This is a genomic window from Kitasatospora sp. NPDC093558 (assembly GCF_040683475.1).
Classification (GTDB): domain Bacteria; phylum Actinomycetota; class Actinomycetes; order Streptomycetales; family Streptomycetaceae; genus Kitasatospora.
In genome coordinates this window covers 1-16,500 of the sequence record NZ_JBFBDY010000073.1, presented here as the reverse complement: position 1 = coordinate 16,500, position 16,500 = coordinate 1, and the positions used below count along the sequence as shown (strand labels likewise).

Genomic DNA, 16,500 nt, shown 5'->3' with positions numbered 1-16,500 from the left:
GCCGGACGCCGACCTCGCGGTGCTGCCGGACGCCAGCCCGTACGCGTACGCGCTGCCCGGTTCGCCGGGGCGGGTCGTGGTGTCCACCGGGATGCTGGAGGGCCTGGCCGAGGACGAGCGCGAGGCGCTGGTCGCGCACGAGCGGGCGCACCTGGTGCACCGGCACCACCGCTACCTGCTGGCCACCCAGCTCGCCGCGAACGTCAACCCGTTCCTGCGTCCGCTCCAGGAGGCGGTGGCCTTCAGCGCCGAGCGCTGGGCGGACGAGGACTCGGCGCAGGTGGTGGGGGACCGGCGGACCACCGCGCGGGCGGTGGCCAGGGCGGCTCTGGTCGCGCGTCCCGTCCCGGCCCCGGGCTTCGCGGCCTTCGCCGCCCCGGCGCCGGCCCCCGGCCCGGTGCCGCGGCGGGTCGCCGCGCTGCTCGGCCCGGTGCCGTCCGACCGCAACTGGCCGCCGGCGAAGACCCCGGCGGGCCTGGCCGCGATGGTCGCCGCGGCCGGGACGGCGGCGTCGGCGCTGTGCGCGCTCAACGCCGCCGTGGCGCTGCTGGTCGTCCTGAAGGCCGTCACCCCGCTCTAGGCAGCGGCCAGTGCGTCGAGCGTGGCCCCGGCCCGGGCGAGCGACTCCGCGGCGATCGGCTGGAGGCCGTCCAGCGCGGGGACGTCGTTTGCCCGGGTGAGTTCGGCGGTGACGACGTGCAGGTTCTCCTCCGCGACGCCGAGGTTGCCGAAGTACGCGTGCAGGTACGGGACCTGGAAGTCGAAGTGCTCGCGTGGGGTGCCCGGACCGTAGCCACCACCGCGGACGGCGACGACCACGACGCGGGTGTCGCGCAGCAGCTTCGCGCCGGTGGCGGCGTCGACGAAGGCGCCGGGGAAGGAGACCCGGTCGATCCACGCCTTGAGGCCGGTGGAGATCGTGAAGTTGTACATCGGCGAGCCGACCAACAGGGTCGCCGCGGCGAGCAGTTGGCCGATCAGCGGGCGGGTCAGCGCCCACTCGTGCTCCTCGTCCGGGTTTTCCGCCAGCGCGGCGACGTCGTCCAGGGCGAGCCCGCCCTTGCGTTCGCTGCGGCGGCCGAGGGCGTCGTAGGCGGCGTGCACCGCGGGCACCGGGTCGGCGACGAGGTCGCGGTGCCGGTGCACGGCGGCGGCGCCGTGCCGGGCGCGCCAGCCGGCGGCGAAGCGGGCGGTCAGGGCGCGGCTGACCGAGCCCTCCGGGCTGATGCTGGAGTCCAGGTGGAGCAGGGTGGCCGACGTCATGGTGCTCTCCTCGTCACCTCGGGGTCGGGCGGAACGTCATACCGGTGACGGGCCGGGCCGAGGAAAGGTGACCGATGAGCCGGGACGGGTTTCTGGACGAGGCGCTCGCCGTGCGCTTCGAGGCCGAGCGCGGGCGGCTGCGGGCGGTCGCCCAGCGGATGCTCGGGTCGACGGCCGAGGCGGAGGACGCCGTCCAGGAGGCCTGGCTGCGGCTCGGCCGGACCGGCCCGGCCGAACTGACGAACCTGCCGGGCTGGCTGACCACCGTCGTCTCCCGGATCTGCCTGGACCTCCTGCGGGCCCGCGCGGTGCGCCGCGAGGAGCCGGCCGACGAGGCGATGCCGGAGGCTGCGCCGTCCGGGGCGGGGGCCGAGGCCGGGGACCCCGAGCGGGAGGCGCTGCTGGTCGAGTCGGTCGGCCGGGCGCTGCTCGTGGTGCTGGACCGGCTGGGCCCGGCCGAACGCGTCGCCTTCGTGCTGCACGACGGCTTCGCGGTGCCGTTCGAGCAGATCGCGCCGATCGTCGGCCGGACGCCGGTGGCCGCCAAGAAACTGGCCAGCCGGGCCCGGCAGCGGGTGCGCGGGACGGCGGTCGAGCCGCCGGAGCGCCTGGCCGGGCACCGGCGGGTCGTGGAGGCCTTCCTGGCCGCCGCGCGTGGCGGGGACCTGGACGACCTGCTGGCCGTCCTCGCGCCGGACGTCGTCCGCCGGGCCGATCCGGCCGCGCTGCCCGCCGGGCGCTCCCCGGTCGCGCGCGGCGCGCTCGCCGTCGCGGGGGAGACGACGGTCTTCGGCCGCCGGGCCCGCTTCGGCGCGGTGGCCCTGGTCGACGGCGTGCCCGGCATCCTGATCGCCCCGGGAGGGCGGCTGCGGCTGGTGCTGCGCGTGGCGGTCGCGGACGGCCTGGTGGCCGGGTACGAGGTGGTCGCCGACCCGGCTCGGCTGGCCGCACTGGAGCTGGCGCTGCTGCCCTGAGCCGGACTCAGGCTTCGTCGGCGAGCTGGACGATCATCTTGCCGGTGTTGGCGCCGCGCAGCATGCCGAGGAAGGCGTCCACGACGTGGTCGAAGCCCTGGACGACGGTCTCGTCCGGGATCAGCGCGCCCGAGCGCAGGTGCGGGACGGCGAAGTCGTACAGGCCGGGGCGGGCGTCGAGGTGGTCGCGGACCAGGAAGCCCTCCAGGCGCAGGCTCTTGCCGACGATGTCGTAGAGGTTGCGCGGCGCCGCGGGCGGGTTGTGGGCGTGGTCGTACTGGGCGACCGCGCCGCACCACGCGATCCGGCCGCGCTCGCACAGCACGTCGATGGCCGCCGCCAGGTGGTCGCCGCCGACGTTGTCCAGGTAGACGTGCAGGCCGTCGGGGGCGGCCTCGCGCAGGCGGTCGGCGATCGGGCCGTCGTGGTAGTCGAACGCGGCGTCGAAGCCGAGCCGGTCGGTGAGGTGCGCGGCCTTGGCGGCCGAGCCGGTGCTGCCGATCACGCGGCCGGCGCCGAGCAGCCGGGCGAACTGGCCGGCCGCGGTGCCGACGCCGCCGGCCGCGGCCGAGATGAAGACGGTCTCGTCGGGCCGGAGCCGGGCGATCCTGGTCAGGCCCACCCATGCGGACAGGCCGGTGCCGCCGAGCACGCCCAGGTGGGCGCTGAGCGGGACGCCCGCGAAGTCGGGCAGCCGGTTGGCCTCGTCGGCGGTGACGACGGAGTGGGTGCGCCAGGCCTTGCGGTGGAAGACGAGGGCGCCGACCGGCAGCGCGGTGGTGCGGGACTCCACGACCCGGCCGAGGGTGCGGCCCTCCAGCGGGGCGTTCAGCTCCCAGCCGCCCTCGTCCATCAGCTCGCGCATGTACGGGTCGACGGACTGGTGGATGTTCTCGACCAGGGCCTGGCTGTCGGCGAGCGCGGGGGCCGTCTCCTCGACGAAGGCGAAGTTCGCCGCGGTGGGGGCGCCGGTGGGGCGGGAGACCAGGTGGACGGCGTGGACGGCGGGGCGGGTCATCGGTGGGCTCCGGGCTCTTCGGTGGGGGCTCTTCGGTGGGGCGGATGTGATCACCGTAGGGAGCGGGCGAGCGGCCGGGCAGGGGTCCGCGGCGATGGAACGAGGGCTTCCATGAACGGATTCGATGGATGCCGGTAGATTCGCCGGCATGACCGATCTCGCCCCGCACGAGCTGCGGATCCTGGTCGCCGTCGAGGAGGAGCAGAGCTTCACCGCGGCCGCCGCACGCCTGGGGACCACCCAGTCCGCCGTCTCGCACGCCGTGCGCGCCTGCGAGGGGAAGCTCGGCGCGGTGCTCTTCGACCGCGGGCGCCACGGCGCACGCCCCACGGACGCCGGCGCGCGGGCAGTAGCGTACGCCCGCAGGATCCTCCGGCTGATGGCGGCGATGGGCCCCGAGGTGCGGGGCGCGGGCGCGGCGGTCGAGGAGGTGGCGGGACCGCTGCGGATCGCCGCCTTCCGGAGCGTCGCCGCGCACGTGCTGCCGCCCGTCCTGGCCCGGCTGGTCGCCCGCCACCCCGGGCTGACGCCGCAGGTGCGGATCGTCCGGGAGCTCGGCCGCGGCACGGCCGGCGAGGTCGCCGACGGCCGCGCCGACCTCGGGCTCGCCACCCTCGACGGCGGTGGCCCGCCGCCCGTCCCCGGCCTGGTCTCGGCGCGCCTGTTCGAGGAGACGTACGCGCTCGCGCACCCGGCGGGCCACCGGTCGCCGCGCGAGCTGCCGCTGGTCGACTGGGACGAGAACTGCGGCTCCTACACCCGGGACTGGTGGCAGCGGCAGGACTGGATCCCGGCCGCGACGATCGACGTCGAGGACGACTCGGTGGCCGTCTCGCTGGTCTCCCAGGGCCTCGGCATGGCGATCATGCCCAGGACCACGCTGCTCGGCGCCCCGGCCGGCCTCGCCGTCACCGACCTGGGGCCGCGCCCGCCCAGCCGGTCGGTCGGGTACGTGACCACGCCCGAGCTGGCCGGGACGGCCGCCGTCCGGGCGCTGATCCGCGAGCTGCGCGCCGGACCGCTGCCGGAGGGGTTGGTGGCGGCCGGTCAGTCCTCCAGCGCCTCCCGCAGCGTGCGGAACTCCGCCGCCAGCGCGTCCAGCGTGTAGTGCGCGTTGAGCCCGCTCGGGTTCGGCAGCACCCACACCTCCGTCCCGCCGATGCCCTCCGGCTGCCGACCGATCGCGGCCTTCCGCGCGCCGAAGGCCGTCCGGTAGGCGCCGATGCCGAGGACGGCGAGGACGCGCGGGCGCAGCCGCAGCACGCGCTCGCGCAGTGCGGCGCCGCCCTCGCGCAGTTCGTCGGCGGTCAGTTCGTCGGCCTTGGCGGTGGTGCGCGGGGCGACGTTGGTGATGCCGAGGCCGAGGGCGGGGAGCTCGCCCTGCTCGTCCGGCCGGTACTGGCGGTCGGTGAAGCCGGAGCGGTGCAGGGCGGGCCAGAAGCGGTTGCCGGGGCGGGCGAAGTGGTGGCCGGTGGCGCCGGACCACAGGCCGGGGTTGATGCCGCAGAACAGGACCCGCAGGCCGGGCCCGGTGACGTCCGGGATGGTGGTGTCCTTGGCGGCGAGGAGCTGTTCGGCGGTGGGCTTCGCGGGCGTTATCTGCACCCGGCCAAGTCTGCCCGCTCGTGCGCGCGCCCAGTCCGGCGGGAGTGGAACCACCGGAGGCCGAAAACCACCACGGCCGCGTACGTCCAGCCGGCCAGGATGTCGACGATGAAGTGCTCGGCGCCGTACACCAGCGTGAAGGCCATCGCGAGCGGATAGGCGACGAGCAGCGCGCGCAGCCAGGGCCGGGCGGTCGGCCAGAAGAAGAACAGCAGCATCGCCGGGTAGGCGGAGTGCAGCGAGGGCATCGCGGCGACGTCGTTGGCGAACTGGCTGCCGTTCTCGAAGACGGACTGCGCCTGCGGCAGCCCGATGTCGGTGAGCACCGCGGACACCACCCGGGTGACCTCGGGCAGGTGGCCCTCCTGGGCGACCAGCCACGGCGGGTCGGCCGGGTAGAGCAGGTAGGTCGCGAAGCCGGCGAAGGTCAGCACGAGGTAGCAGGTGAGCAGCCGGACGTACCGCGCGTGGTCGCGCCGCCAGAGCACCGCGAGGATCACGAAGACCAGGAAGAAGTGCGAGAGGTAGACCGTGACCGCCGCGTAGTCGTACCAGTGCGGGGATCCGGGCGTGTAGAGCGCGTGCTGCAGCCGGACGGTCCAGGTCCGGCCGAAGCCGAGCACTTGGTCGGCGTCCAGTTGCGGCAGCCAGTGCGGCGCCCACGGGGTGTGGGCGCCGTAGCCGCGCAGCAGCGAGTACGTCCAGACCGCGGCCATGACCGGCACCCAGTCGCGCAGGACCAGGAGGAAGCCGCGGGGGCCGTGCCCGCTGTGCACGGCGGCGGTCAGCAGGGCGCCGATCAGCCAGCAGAAGACCACGTCGTTGGCGGACGGCAGGCCGTTGCCGCGCACGTACCAGGCGAGGGCCGCCAGGTAGAGCGGCCAGGCCAGGAGCCGCAGGGGCCGCAGAGGCCGGAGTCTGGCCGCCACGCCCGCCGGACCGGGCCGCCCGGCCCGCACGAGTCGTGGTGGTGGGGCCGCCCGCAGCAGGTTGGTCATGCCCGCCGAAACTAGCGGCGCAAGCTGGGAGGAGCCTTGACGAACGATGACCGGATCTTAAGAAAGTCCTACCCGTAGTGGGTCGTTAGGGCCGCCGGTTCAGGAGACGATGCCGAGCGCGTGCGGGGTGTTGTTGAACCGCCGCCCGCCGGTCGGCGTGACGGTGACGATGTCCTCGATCCGCACCCCGAAGCGTCCCGGCAGGTAGACCCCGGGCTCGATCGAGAAGCACATGCCCGGTACCAGCGGCTGCTCCTCGCCCTCGACGAGGTACGGCGGCTCGTGCGTGGTGATGCCGATGCCGTGGCCGGTGCGGTGGATGAAGTACTCGCCGTAGCCGGCCTCGGTGATCACCCGGCGGGCGATCCGGTCGATCTCCTGGCAGGTGACGCCGGGGCGGACGGCCTCGAACGCCGTCTGCTGGGCGTGCCGGACGACGGCGTGGACCGTGCGCACCTCGGCCGGGACGTCGGTGCCGACGTGGACCGTCCGGGTGGTGTCCGAGCCGTAGCCGTCCTTGAGGCCGCCGAAGTCGAGCACGACGGTGTCACCCCGCTCGATCACCCGCTCCCCGGCCTCGTGGTGCGGGTTCGCGCCGTTGGGGCCGGAACCGACGACGGTGAAGTCGACCTGGCTGTGGCCGTACTGGATGAGCAGCGCGCCCAGGTCGGCGGCGACGTCGGTCTCCCGGCGCCCGGCGAACCCGACCTCCAGGACGCCCCGGTAGGCGGCGTCCGCGGCGCCGCCGGCCGCGGCCAGGCGCTCCAGCTCGTCGGCGTCCTTGACCGCGCGCAGCATCGGCAGGCTCGCGGTGAGCGAGGTGAACCCGGTGCCGGGCAGCGCGCCCTGCAGGCCGAGCAGGTGCATGGCCCACGCGTTGTCGGAGATGCCGTACCGCCCGGCCGGGTCGAGCAGCGGGCCGGCGGTGGCGTACGGGTCCGCGCCGTCGCTCCAGTCGAGCAGCCGGACGGCCGGGGCGCCGGCCGCCTTCTCGGCGTCCGGGCGCTCCAGCCGGGGGACGACCAGCGCGGGCTCGCGGCCGGCGGCGAGGACGAGGGCGGTGAGGCGTTCGGTGATCGCGGTGGGCTGGTAGCCGCACAGGTAGACCAGGTCGGGGCCGGGGGCGACGACCAGTCCGGCCAGTCCGGCGGCGGCCGCGTCGGCGGTGGCGCGGGCCATCCGGGCGCGGTAGTCCTCGGTGGTGAAGGGTCGGGGCACGGGTCTTCCTCCTCAAGGTCCGGACGGGCTGCTGTCTGGCACTCCATCACGCGTCCGGGGCCGCGTCACGGGCCGAGAACCGGTGCCGCGGGCCGGGGTTCCGCCGGAGGCGGGCCGCCCGGGACACCGTCATGCCTCGGCACACTGTCATGCTTCGGGACACCGTCATGCCTCGGGACACCGTCACGCTTCGGGACGCGGCCCCGGACGCCAGGCGTCGGCGAAGTGCCGCAGGAAGAGCGCCTCGACGTGGGCCATGTGCTCGATCTCGCCCGGGTCGACGCTCTCGTTCGGCGCGTGGATCAGGCAGCGCGGCTCCTCGACGCCCATCAGGATGATCTCCGCCTCGGGGTAGGTCGTGGCGAGGACGTTGCAGAGCGGGATCGAGCCGCCCTGGCCGAGGAAGGACATCGGCCGGCCGTAGACCTCCCGCATCGCCCGGTCGAGCGCGCCGTACGCGGGCCCGGCGGTCTCCGCGCGGAACGGCGAGCCGGCGCCCTCCCGTTCGACGTCCACCACGACGCCCCAGGGCGCGGCGGCCTCCAGGTGCGCGATCAGCGCGTCCTGCGCCGCGCGCGCGTCGGTCCCGGGCGGCACCCGCAGGCTCACCCGGGCCCGGGCGGTGGCCGGGACGGCGGCGGCCGAGCCGACCACGGGCGGGCAGTCGATGCCGAGGACGGTGACGGCGGGGCGGGCCCAGAGCCGGTCGGCGACGGTGCCGGAGCCGGTCAGCCGGACGCCGTCCAGCACGCCGGCGTCGGCGCGGAACCGCTCCTCGTCGTAGCCGGCGCCGGTCCACGTGCCGGTGCAGTCCAGGCCGTCGATCCGGGTGCCGCCGTCGGCGTCGCGCAGCGAGTCGAGCATCCGGACGAGCGCGGCGAGCGCGTCCGGGGCGGCGCCGCCGAACATGCCGGAGTGCAGGTCGCCGCGCAGCGCCCCGACGGTGACGACGACGTTGGTGACGCCGCGCAGCGAGGTGGTGGCGGTCGGCACGCCGACGGCGGCGTTGCCGGTGTCGCAGATCAGCAGCGCGTCCGCGTGCAACTCCCCGGCGTGCGGCGGCACGTACTGCTCCAGGCCGCCGGTGCCCTGCTCCTCGGAGCCCTCGACGACGAGCTTGAGGCCGACCGGGACGTCCTCGCCGAGCGCCCGCAGCGCGGTGAGGTGCATGACGATGTTGCCCTTGCAGTCGGCGGCGCCGCGCCCGTACCAGCGGCCGTCGCGCTCGGTGAGCTCGAACGGCTTGGAGGCCCAGGCGGATTCGTCGAGCGGGGGCTGGACGTCGTAGTGGCAGTAGAGCAGGACGGTCGGCGCGCCGGGCGGGGGCGGGCGGTGGCCGATCACGGCGAGGCTGCCGTCCGGGGTCTCGTCCAGGTGGACGTCGCGCAGGCCGGCCTCGGTGAAGGCGGCGGCGACCCACTCGGCGGCCTCCCGGCAGTGCTCCGGCGGGTACTGCCGGGGGTCGGCGACGGAGGGGATCGCCACCAGCTCGGCCAGGTCGGCCTTGGCCCGTGGCATCAACCCCGATACACGGATGGCGAGTTCGTCGGTCATTCGGGCTCCCGTGGGCTGGGTGCGGGTGGCGGTCGCCCGGTGCGGGCGGCTACTTGCGGACGGTGTCGCGCAGGTCGAAGCCGTCGATCCGGTCCTGGACGGCGGCGAGCTTGTCCGGGCAGTACACCGAGAGCACGATCGCCTCGGCCCGCACGATCTCGCGGTCGGAGAGCACCGGCCGTTGGCCCGGCCCGCCGGCGCCGTTGGACATGCCGTACTTCCACTGCGCCTGGGTCAGCGCGTTCGACGGGTCGTCGCACACGGCGCCGCCGTCCTCGCCGAGGGTGCGCACGATCTGGTCCTGCGTCGGCACCGGGTAGCCGGCCGAACTCAGCGCGTCGGACAGCTGCTTGGCCTTCCGGTTCGCGAGGTCGGTGGCGTGCAACTGCGTGAACGAGAGCAGCCCGGTGACCAGCATCGCGACCAGCAGGACGATCGAGCCCAGGTAGATCCAGCGGTGCCGGGAGGCCATCGGATTGGCCGTCATGCCGCACCTCCTTCGGCGTCGCGCAGTTCGGCGGATTCCTGAGCCGCCAACTCGGCCGCCGCGTCCGGGGATCGCCACCCCGGCTTCCGCAGCCGCAGGAACAGGTACGGGATCAGCAGCCCGAGCACGAGCAGGCCCCCGCCGACGATCCCGACGTACGACCACACGCTGCCGCTGCCGAACTGCGAGGACGGCACGAAGCCGATCGCCATCGCGGCGGCCGAGGAGAGCAGGCCGATCACGCACATCGGGACCAGCGCGGGGGCGCGGTAGCCGCGCGGGTGGTCGGGCTGGGTGCGGCGCAGCCGGATCGCGGCGGCGAACATCAGCAGGTAGACGATCAGGTACACCTGCGTGGTGATGACCGAGAAGATCCAGTAGACGCTGGAGACGTTCGGGATCAGGGCGTACAGGAGGGCGATCGCCGTGGTGACCACGCCCTGGGTGACCAGGAGGTTCTGCTGCACGCCCTCCTTGTTGAGGCGCTGCAGGAACGGCGGCAGGTAACCCTCCTGTCGGGCGATCATGAGCAGGCCCTTGGACGGCCCGGCGAGCCAGGTGAGCATGCCGCCGAGCGAGGCCGCGATCAGCGCCACCGCGATGACCGGGGTGAGCCGGCCGACGCCGAAGTACTGGAAGAAGGCGTCGAAGGCCTGCATGACGCCGGCCGTCAGGCTCAGTTCGCTGGACGGCACCACCCAGCTGATCGCGAGCGCGGGCAGGATGAAGATCGCCAGGACCATCCCGGAGGCGGTGAACATCGAGCGCGGGAACTCCCGGGCCGGGTCGCGCAGCGAGGAGACGTGCACCGCGTTCATCTCCATGCCGGAGTAGCTGAGGAAGTTGTTGACGATCAGCACGAGGCTGGCCAGGCCGGTCCACTGCGGGAACAGGTGCGCGCCGTCCATCGGCGCGGCGGAGGCGTTGCCCTCGCCGAGGAAGACGAAGCCGAGCACCACGAGCAGCGTGCCGGGGATCAGCGTGCCGATCACCAGGCCCATCGAGGAGAGGCCGGCCACCGCCTTCGTCCCGCGCGAGGAGACCCAGACGCCGGTCCAGTACAGCACCATGATCACCAGGGCGGTGTACGGGCCGTTGCCGGCCAGCCTCGGGTTCACCACGTACGCGATCGTGGAGGCGACGTAGGCCAGCAGGGACGGGTAGTAGAAGATCGTCATCGCGAACTGGCACCAGACGGCGAGGAAGCCGAGCGGCTTCGACAGGCCCTCCGACACCCAGCGGTAGACGCCGCCGTCCCAGCCGGACGCCAGCTCGGCGGAGACCAGCGCGGTCGGCAGCAGGAACACGAGCGCCGGGACGAGGTAGAGGAAGACGCAGGCCAGGCCGTAGACGGCCATGGTCGGGGCGGACCGCAGGCTGGCGACCGAGCTGGTCGTCATCAGGGCGAGCGTCAGCCAGGACATCCGCGGGGCGGCGGCGACCCGGGCGGCCACCGCTCCGCCGCGCTCCCGGGTGGCGGGGCCGGCGCGTGGGCCGTCCGGGTGGGGTGAGGGCGCGTCCGTGGAACTCATCCGGGTCCTCCTCCGGTACGGGGGCCTCGTCCTGGTACGGGCTCCGGGGGCGGGCTCCGGGGCGGGCTCCGGGGCGGGCCGTACCCGGCCAGTTCACCCGTCTGCCCGGAGCGCCGCATGCGGCGCGCGCCCGCCCGGGTGACCGCGCATCGGCCCGTCGGCGTGCCGGTGTGCGGTGGTGCGGGGCCGGGCGCGCGAGGCCGGGCGGGGGCCTGCGGGGGCTCGGGCGGGGGTCGGGCGCGGGGCTGGGCGAGGGGCCGGGTGGGGGAGTTCGGGCACCTGTGCGGACTCCGGACGGGCACGGAATCATAAATTCCGGGCCGGTTGTCGGCGCCGTGAGACACGATGTCCGGCATGTCGTATGAACTCCAGGCGCTGATCGGCCCGTTGGAGCTGCTGACGGTGGCGGCGGCCGAGGTGCCGGTCGCCCGGGTGGCGCCGCTCGCCCAGGGGCTGGCGCTGATCCCGGCCACTCCCGCGTTCCTGTCCGCCTTCCGCTCCGGCGGTGACGAGGGCAAGTCCGACGGCGGCGCGGGTTTCGCCTGGCACCCCGAGGGCTTCGAACTGCGGCTCGCGGCCTGGTCCAAGGCGGGCCCGATCGCCTGCGTCGAGGCCGACTTCTTCGGTGGCACCGGTACGCAGCGCGCCGCCGTGTGGTCCGACGGCCGGCTCGAACTCGGGCCGCTCACCAGTGCGTTCGAGCCCTTCGCACCGGACGGCAGCCCGATCTCCCGGGCCCTGCGGCAGCTCGGCGCGAGGGCGGAGGGGGAGCGGACGGACGAGTTCGACGCGGTCGGCCTCGGCGCCCACCGCAGCACCGACGGCTGGGCGGTGACGGCGGGTTGAGCCACGCCGGTGGCACGGGCCGCCGCGCCACCGTTCGGCGTACGTGCGGTGGCTGCGTCCGGGGGGCTGCCCCACGGTGTGAGTCAGGCGATCCCGCCCGACTCGCACTGAGAGGAAGCAGTACCCATGCGTGCCACCTGGATGGCCGCCGCGCTGACCGCAGCCCTCGCGCTGACACCGGTCGTCTCGGCACCGGCCATCGCCGCGGGCAACGGCGCCGCGGCCCCCCGTACCCCCGTCGTCTCGGCCCCGGTCGCGGACCCGCTCCCGAGCGTCCCGGTCCCCAGCGTCCCCGTCCCGAGCGTTCCGGTCCCGAGCGTTCCGGTCCCCAGCGTCCCCGCCCCGAGCGTTCCGGCCCTCCCCGCCACCCCCGACCTGTCCGGCACCCTCGGCGACATCATCAAGACGGTCACCGGTCTGCTGTCGGGCCTGACCTCCTCCGTCCCCGGCGTCGTGGGCGAGCTGCTGACGACCGTCACCAACCTCCTGTCGGGCCTGCTCGGCTCGCTGCCGGCGCCCCCGTCGCTGCCCTCGCTGCCGGTGACCGTGCCCCCGGTGACGCCTCCGTCCCCGCCGAAGCTCCCGTCCACGGCCACCCAGGACGTGAACGAGCAGCTTGCCTCCCTGAAGGCCAAGGCCGAGGCCCTGGCCGACTCCGCGGCGGCCCGCACCACCGTCCACCCCCACCCCACCGCCGGCTGATCCCACCGGTGGTGCCGCGCCGCACCACGACGAAGGCCCCGGTCCCGCACCCAGGACCGGGGCCTTCGCCGTGCCGCCGTGGACCGGCCGACGGGCGTCAGCGGTAGTTCACGTACTGCACGAGCGTCGCGCTGACCTGCAATTTTGTGGCGATCATGGCGCTGACCAGTGAAAACTCATGTCACGAGTTTTCACTGGTCAGCGCCGTTTTCCGCCCGCATGTGCCCTGGATGTGCCCTCGTCTTGCACGGCTCGTCAGTGCCGTGCACCAGCGGAGGCATGTCGCTCGCGCCTTCTGTGCGGCGTGTTCGCTGGTGCTGGGGGAGGGTAAGGCTGCGCCGGATGGCCTTCGGCTCCGCGCCGCGCCAGAGCGGACCCTCTCGGCCACACGGCGCACGGTTTCCATGGACGCCGCCGGCCGCACACCCAGCACACCGCGCGACGGAAGCCCCAGCCGCTCCAGCGTGTGCTGCGGAACCCGCCGCTCACTGGCCGATCGCCGCGCACGAACGGGCCCCGGCCACCACCGCGCAGGCCGCCACCCTGACCAGCGCGAGCAGCGGATACCGGCGCCCATGCCCATCCCGCGGATCCCATCCCTTCATCGAGGTCCTGTGTGGCAGGGGCGCAGCTGGCGATGGTGATCACGGCTGATGTTCCCCGAAGTGGTGGCGATGGATGGTCAATTCTCCTCGATGCGGCGCCGATTGTCGGAGCAGGCCGATACCCTCCGACGTTATGGCAGGAGTCTCCGAAGAGTCCCGCGACCGCCGCCGATCGTTCAACAGTGCGGAACGAGTTGCACTGTTCCTCGCGGCCGATGGGCGCTGCGTCAACTGCGGCTTGGAGTTGGAGCCTGGGTGGCATGGGGACCACGTGGAGCCGTGGTCCAAGGGCGGCCCGACCGATGTGATCAATGGGCAGGCGCTCTGCCCAAGGTGCAACTTGCAGAAGGGACCGAACTCAATGGCGAACGCCTCCGACCTCCGCGACTGGCAGCAGGAAGCCCGCGAGCGCTACCACTCCCGCAACGGCGGCGAGAACGGTAACTTCCTCGTAGTCGCTACTCCCGGGGCCGGAAAGACCACCTTCGCTCTGACCATCGCCAAGGATCTCATTGAGCGCAGCGTCATCACGAACATCGTGGTCGTCGTCCCCACCAAGCACCTGCGTCGCCAGTGGGCCGAGGCTGGAGCGCGGAAGGGAGTCAAGCTCGACCATGTCTTTGTGAACAAGAACGGCGCAGTCGCCGGCGACTTCGACGGCGTCGTCGTGACCTACCAGGCCATCGCCTCCGCCCCGCTCCTCTGGCAGAGGCTCAGCGCTGTGAAGCACACGCTCGTGATCTTCGATGAGATCCACCACGCAGGCGACGGCGAAGATCTGGTTTGGGGCGAAGCCCTGAAGGATTCGTTCGAGCACGCGACCCGGCGCCTCCTGCTTTCCGGCACGCCGTTCCGTACGGACGGGAAAGCGATTCCGTTCGTCAAGTACGACGAAGAGCGCCGCGCCGCGCCGAGCTACAACTACGACTATGGTATGGCCCTTGCTGATGGCGGGGTCGTCCGGCCAGCGGTTTTCCCGGCGATGGACGGGGAGTCGAAGTGGCGTCGCGCCGGACAGATGTCTGTCATCTCTGTTGACCTGAGCGAGGCTGACAAGGACGAGGTGCCTCCGGCGCTGAAGGCCGCCCTCGACCCCAACGGCGAGTGGATTCCCTCTGTGCTGGTGGAGGCCCACAGTGCTCTCCTGCGGATGCGCATTGACACCCCGGATGCTGGCGGCTTGGTGATCGCCAGCGATCAGTTCGCCGCGAACGCCTACGCCAAGATCCTCGAACGGATCGTGGGTGCTCCTATCCCAGTCGCCATCTCCGATGAACCGAATGCCTCCGATGTCATCAAGGATTTCGCCAGGGGGGCTGCGCCCTGGATCATCGCTGTACAGATGATTGCTGAGGGGGTCGACATTCCTCGCCTGGGTGTCGGCGTCTACGCCTCCCGAGTGCGGACACGGATGTTCTTCACCCAGGTCGTTGGACGATTCGTTCGGTTGCGAGGCGAGGACGACCCCACGACGGCACGGTTGTTCATTCCATCGATCGATGTCCTTATCGCGTATGCGCAGGACATCGAGAAGACGGTTGATGCGGTACTGGCCGACCAGGAGAAGAAGGTTCGCGAGGGGCAGGACAACCATGGTGCCGGCGACGGTATCTTCCCTGCATATGAGACAGTCGGCTCCTCGGCGGCGACTCACCACGCGACCATCGCCAATGGCTCCAAGTTCACCACCGAAGAGCTGGACCGCGCCCAGACTATGCTGGATCAGTTTGGGGCGACCCCGATGGGTGTGACTGCTGAATGGGCAGCCGGGTTTCTGAGCTCCGCTGGGAAGTTCCACGGCGACATGGTGCTCCCTGAGCAGCGTGCTACTGGCAAGGAAGAGGAGACCCTCGGAGATCAGAAGACCGCCCTGCGGAAGCTAATCCACAGGAAGGTCGCTCGACTGGCACTCATTACGAACCGCCCATACGCGCACATCAACAACGAGCTGAACGAGAATCTCAATAACAACGTCAAGATCGCAACCCTTGACCAGCTTAAGAAGCGCCTGGCGGTGCTCGACGATGCGATCAAGGAGGAACAGAAGAAATGAACGAGATCCACACCCCTGCTGGGAACGCGGTTTTGGTCAATGCGCTCAGTTCATCCATGCGGTCCACCCTGAACGGCATGGAATCCGTTCCCGGGTTGGTCCGTCAGGTGATCGAGGAAGGATCGTGGCGAAACTTCACTACCCCTCGCGGTGAGCAAGTTACGCACACGTCCTTCGAGTCGTTCGTGACCGCCAAGCCGACCCGAGGGCTGGGGTACAGCATTGACGCGCTTGTGCGTCTAATCGCAGACGACGACGAAACCATCAGCCTGGTCGCCGAGCAGCTTGGTCGCACGGTTGCCGACCTTCAGCAGCAGTCGCTTTCAGCTGAGCCGATCGACGCTGTCCAAGAACCGCTATGGCGTGATCCTTCCGACGATCTAGAGGCGGCCTCTCGGGCGGAAGAGCCCAGCCTCGACCTCGCGAACCCGGTGGACCGTGACGCGCTTGAGTTGAGGACAGTGGGGAAGTCCGGCGGCTGGGTTTGGGCGTTGAAGGTCGCCCGGAACGTGGAGTTGAGCAGGGGCGAAGGGGGGCAGGAGAGCGATCGACGTGGCGCGGTTGACGGTAGCTCGGTCGAGAAGGTGTCTCCGGCGGAATTCGCGCGCCGCATTGGTTGGGCGACGCCCCGTGTCATGCGTTACTACCGGGCTTGGGAGAAGGGGGTCGAGAAGCACGGCCTTCCCGGATTTGACCAGCTCAAGCCAGGCGTAGACGTGGTGCTTCCGGACGCCAAGACGTGGGCAGAGTGCTTCACCGCCGGTCGGGTCAACCCGGACCGGGCCGAGGCGTTGGTAGCTGGCGCAAAAGAGGCGGGTATCAGCGTCCGGAAGGTGATCTATGCGGCAGGGAGCCCCGGGGCGATGAAGGCCGCGATCCTGGCGGATGCGAGCACTGCCGAAGCTGCGCGAACCGCACTGTTGGAACGCGCTCGCAACGATGGTGAACTGCGTGTCGCTCTGGCCCGGACCATCGCCCGTGATCCGGTCTTCCGTAAGGAGAGTGCAGTCGAGGCCCGGAAAGCTGAGCGCGCCGAGTACGTCCGCCACGTAGCGGATGAGGGAAGGGTGCGGACGCCGGCTGGCCAGACACTCGAACTGCCTTCGAAGGCGCGAGAAAAGGCTGCGAAGCTCCTAGCTGTGGTGGACGACCCGCAAGCTACGCCAGAGGCAGTTGCGGAGGCGTACGAGACCGTTCAGATGCTGACGACTCAGATCGTCGAGGCAGACCCGGATGTCCAGCTTCGCGAGCAGCGCACTAGGTTCTCGAAGGCGCTGAGCACCACTGCCAAGAGCATTCAGGCAATTGACCCGGATGACTTGGCGGCTGTTGCTGACGACGAGCTTCGGACGAAACTGACCGAACTCCAGCGGCAGGTTAATGATCTTGCTGCCCTTGTGGTGGATGAGAAGCCCACCCACCTACGAGCGGTCTAGCCTCGATCCGTCGTGACGGTCCGTCGGTTCATCTGGCGGGCCGTTTCGGTTGCTCGGACTGGTGGCAGGGCAGGCCGATGGCCAGGGCTGTTGCAAGGTCAGCGTGATCTTGTGAAGTGGCTGGCCATCGGGGGGTGTGGCCGGATAGACGGAAGCTCCGTTGGGGTGAGCGACGCGCGAGCGGGCGGACCCCCCCACACCGGACCCCC

The 16,500-nt window shown here is 72.0% G+C and carries 15 protein-coding genes and 1 pseudogene; 8 read left to right on the top strand and 8 right to left on the bottom strand.

Annotated elements, in window-relative coordinates:
• Nucleotides 1-580, top strand: a 580-nt coding sequence (locus AB0O00_RS10865) for a M56 family metallopeptidase (RefSeq protein ID WP_363650320.1), incomplete at its 5' end; no start/stop codon positions are given.
• Here AB0O00_RS10865 and AB0O00_RS10860 read toward each other — a convergent pair.
• Nucleotides 577-1,263 carry an NAD(P)H-dependent oxidoreductase gene (locus AB0O00_RS10860; protein WP_363650318.1) on the bottom strand — a complete coding sequence of 229 codons (687 nt, stop codon included), beginning with the start codon at nt 1,261-1,263 and terminating at the stop codon, nt 577-579. The two genes, AB0O00_RS10865 and AB0O00_RS10860, sit on opposite strands and share 4 nt — an antisense overlap.
• Before the next feature lie 74 nt (nt 1,264-1,337).
• On the opposite strand from AB0O00_RS10860, the gene AB0O00_RS10855 reads away from it, so the two are divergent.
• Complete coding sequence (locus AB0O00_RS10855; protein ID WP_363650316.1) at nt 1,338-2,237, top strand: sigma-70 family RNA polymerase sigma factor; 900 nt, start codon at nt 1,338-1,340, stop codon at nt 2,235-2,237.
• Nucleotides 2,238-2,244: 7 nt separating this feature from the next.
• On the opposite strand, the gene AB0O00_RS10850 is transcribed toward AB0O00_RS10855, so the two are convergent.
• Entirely contained in the window at nt 2,245-3,255 is a 1,011-nt protein-coding gene (locus AB0O00_RS10850; RefSeq protein ID WP_363650314.1) for an NADP-dependent oxidoreductase, read from the bottom strand.
• Between the two features lie 148 nt (nt 3,256-3,403).
• Between AB0O00_RS10850 and AB0O00_RS10845 the strand changes: the two genes are divergently transcribed.
• Complete coding sequence (locus AB0O00_RS10845) at nt 3,404-4,363, top strand: LysR family transcriptional regulator (protein ID WP_363650312.1); 960 nt, start codon at nt 3,404-3,406, stop codon at nt 4,361-4,363.
• Here AB0O00_RS10845 and mug read toward each other — a convergent pair.
• The 6 genes from mug to AB0O00_RS10815 form a co-directional block, all read right to left on the bottom strand.
• Nucleotides 4,303-4,854 (bottom strand): G/U mismatch-specific DNA glycosylase, encoded by a 552-nt coding sequence (gene mug / locus AB0O00_RS10840; RefSeq protein ID WP_363650334.1) that lies wholly within the window; start codon nt 4,852-4,854, stop codon nt 4,303-4,305. The two genes, AB0O00_RS10845 and mug, sit on opposite strands and share 61 nt — an antisense overlap.
• Nucleotides 4,851-5,858 carry a phosphatase PAP2 family protein gene (locus AB0O00_RS10835; protein WP_363650310.1) on the bottom strand — a complete coding sequence of 336 codons (1,008 nt, stop codon included), beginning with the start codon at nt 5,856-5,858 and terminating at the stop codon, nt 4,851-4,853. Before AB0O00_RS10835 ends, mug begins: the two co-directional genes overlap by 4 nt.
• Before the next feature lie 99 nt (nt 5,859-5,957).
• Entirely contained in the window at nt 5,958-7,037 is a 1,080-nt protein-coding gene (locus AB0O00_RS10830) for an aminopeptidase P family protein (protein ID WP_363650332.1), read from the bottom strand.
• 222 nt (nt 7,038-7,259) lie between these two features.
• The gene (locus AB0O00_RS10825) at nt 7,260-8,630 is read right to left on the bottom strand and encodes a dipeptidase (RefSeq protein ID WP_363650308.1); all 1,371 of its coding nucleotides are present in this window, start codon (nt 8,628-8,630) and stop codon (nt 7,260-7,262) included.
• Between the two features lie 49 nt (nt 8,631-8,679).
• Nucleotides 8,680-9,117 carry a hypothetical protein gene (locus tag AB0O00_RS10820; protein ID WP_363650306.1) on the bottom strand — a complete coding sequence of 146 codons (438 nt, stop codon included), beginning with the start codon at nt 9,115-9,117 and terminating at the stop codon, nt 8,680-8,682.
• Nucleotides 9,114-10,541 carry an APC family permease gene (locus tag AB0O00_RS10815; RefSeq protein WP_363650330.1) on the bottom strand — a complete coding sequence of 476 codons (1,428 nt, stop codon included), beginning with the start codon at nt 10,539-10,541 and terminating at the stop codon, nt 9,114-9,116. The genes AB0O00_RS10820 and AB0O00_RS10815 overlap by 4 nt, the downstream gene beginning before the upstream one ends.
• Before the next feature lie 462 nt (nt 10,542-11,003).
• Between AB0O00_RS10815 and AB0O00_RS10810 the strand changes: the two genes are divergently transcribed.
• The 5 genes and pseudogenes from AB0O00_RS10810 (at nt 11,004) to AB0O00_RS10790 (ending at nt 16,291) form a co-directional block, all read left to right on the top strand.
• Complete coding sequence (locus AB0O00_RS10810; RefSeq protein ID WP_363650305.1) at nt 11,004-11,495, top strand: hypothetical protein; 492 nt, start codon at nt 11,004-11,006, stop codon at nt 11,493-11,495.
• 126 nt (nt 11,496-11,621) lie between these two features.
• Nucleotides 11,622-12,197, top strand: a complete 576-nt coding sequence (locus AB0O00_RS10805) for a hypothetical protein (protein WP_363650303.1) — start codon at nt 11,622-11,624, stop codon at nt 12,195-12,197.
• Nucleotides 12,198-12,875: 678 nt separating this feature from the next.
• Nucleotides 12,876-13,142, top strand: a pseudogene (locus AB0O00_RS10800) (HNH endonuclease signature motif containing protein); the annotation flags it as partial.
• 21 nt (nt 13,143-13,163) lie between these two features.
• Nucleotides 13,164-14,855, top strand: coding sequence for a DEAD/DEAH box helicase (locus tag AB0O00_RS10795; protein ID WP_363650328.1), 1,692 nt, complete (start codon nt 13,164-13,166; stop codon nt 14,853-14,855).
• Complete coding sequence (locus AB0O00_RS10790; protein ID WP_363650302.1) at nt 14,852-16,291, top strand: hypothetical protein; 1,440 nt, start codon at nt 14,852-14,854, stop codon at nt 16,289-16,291. The genes AB0O00_RS10795 and AB0O00_RS10790 overlap by 4 nt, the downstream gene beginning before the upstream one ends.
• Nucleotides 16,292-16,500: the final 209 nt, after the last annotated feature.

Excerpts from the sequence above, each read along its gene's own strand:
- AB0O00_RS10860 (WP_363650318.1), bottom strand. The coding sequence starts at position 1,263 with ATGACGTCGGCCACCCTGCTCCACCTGGACTCCAGCATCAGCCCGGAG.
- AB0O00_RS10795 (WP_363650328.1), top strand. The coding sequence starts at position 13,164 with ATGGCGAACGCCTCCGACCTCCGCGACTGGCAGCAGGAAGCCCGCGAG.
- AB0O00_RS10825 (WP_363650308.1), bottom strand. The coding sequence starts at position 8,630 with ATGACCGACGAACTCGCCATCCGTGTATCGGGGTTGATGCCACGGGCC.
- AB0O00_RS10835 (WP_363650310.1), bottom strand. The coding sequence starts at position 5,858 with ATGACCAACCTGCTGCGGGCGGCCCCACCACCACGACTCGTGCGGGCC.
- AB0O00_RS10855 (WP_363650316.1), top strand. The coding sequence starts at position 1,338 with ATGAGCCGGGACGGGTTTCTGGACGAGGCGCTCGCCGTGCGCTTCGAG.
- AB0O00_RS10810 (WP_363650305.1), top strand. The coding sequence starts at position 11,004 with ATGTCGTATGAACTCCAGGCGCTGATCGGCCCGTTGGAGCTGCTGACG.
- AB0O00_RS10815 (WP_363650330.1), bottom strand. The coding sequence starts at position 10,541 with ATGTCCTGGCTGACGCTCGCCCTGATGACGACCAGCTCGGTCGCCAGC.
- AB0O00_RS10790 (WP_363650302.1), top strand. The coding sequence starts at position 14,852 with ATGAACGAGATCCACACCCCTGCTGGGAACGCGGTTTTGGTCAATGCG.
- AB0O00_RS10830 (WP_363650332.1), bottom strand. The coding sequence starts at position 7,037 with ATGGCCCGCGCCACCGCCGACGCGGCCGCCGCCGGACTGGCCGGACTG.
- AB0O00_RS10820 (WP_363650306.1), bottom strand. The coding sequence starts at position 9,117 with ATGACGGCCAATCCGATGGCCTCCCGGCACCGCTGGATCTACCTGGGC.
- AB0O00_RS10845 (WP_363650312.1), top strand. The coding sequence starts at position 3,404 with ATGACCGATCTCGCCCCGCACGAGCTGCGGATCCTGGTCGCCGTCGAG.
- AB0O00_RS10850 (WP_363650314.1), bottom strand. The coding sequence starts at position 3,255 with ATGACCCGCCCCGCCGTCCACGCCGTCCACCTGGTCTCCCGCCCCACC.
- AB0O00_RS10805 (WP_363650303.1), top strand. The coding sequence starts at position 11,622 with ATGCGTGCCACCTGGATGGCCGCCGCGCTGACCGCAGCCCTCGCGCTG.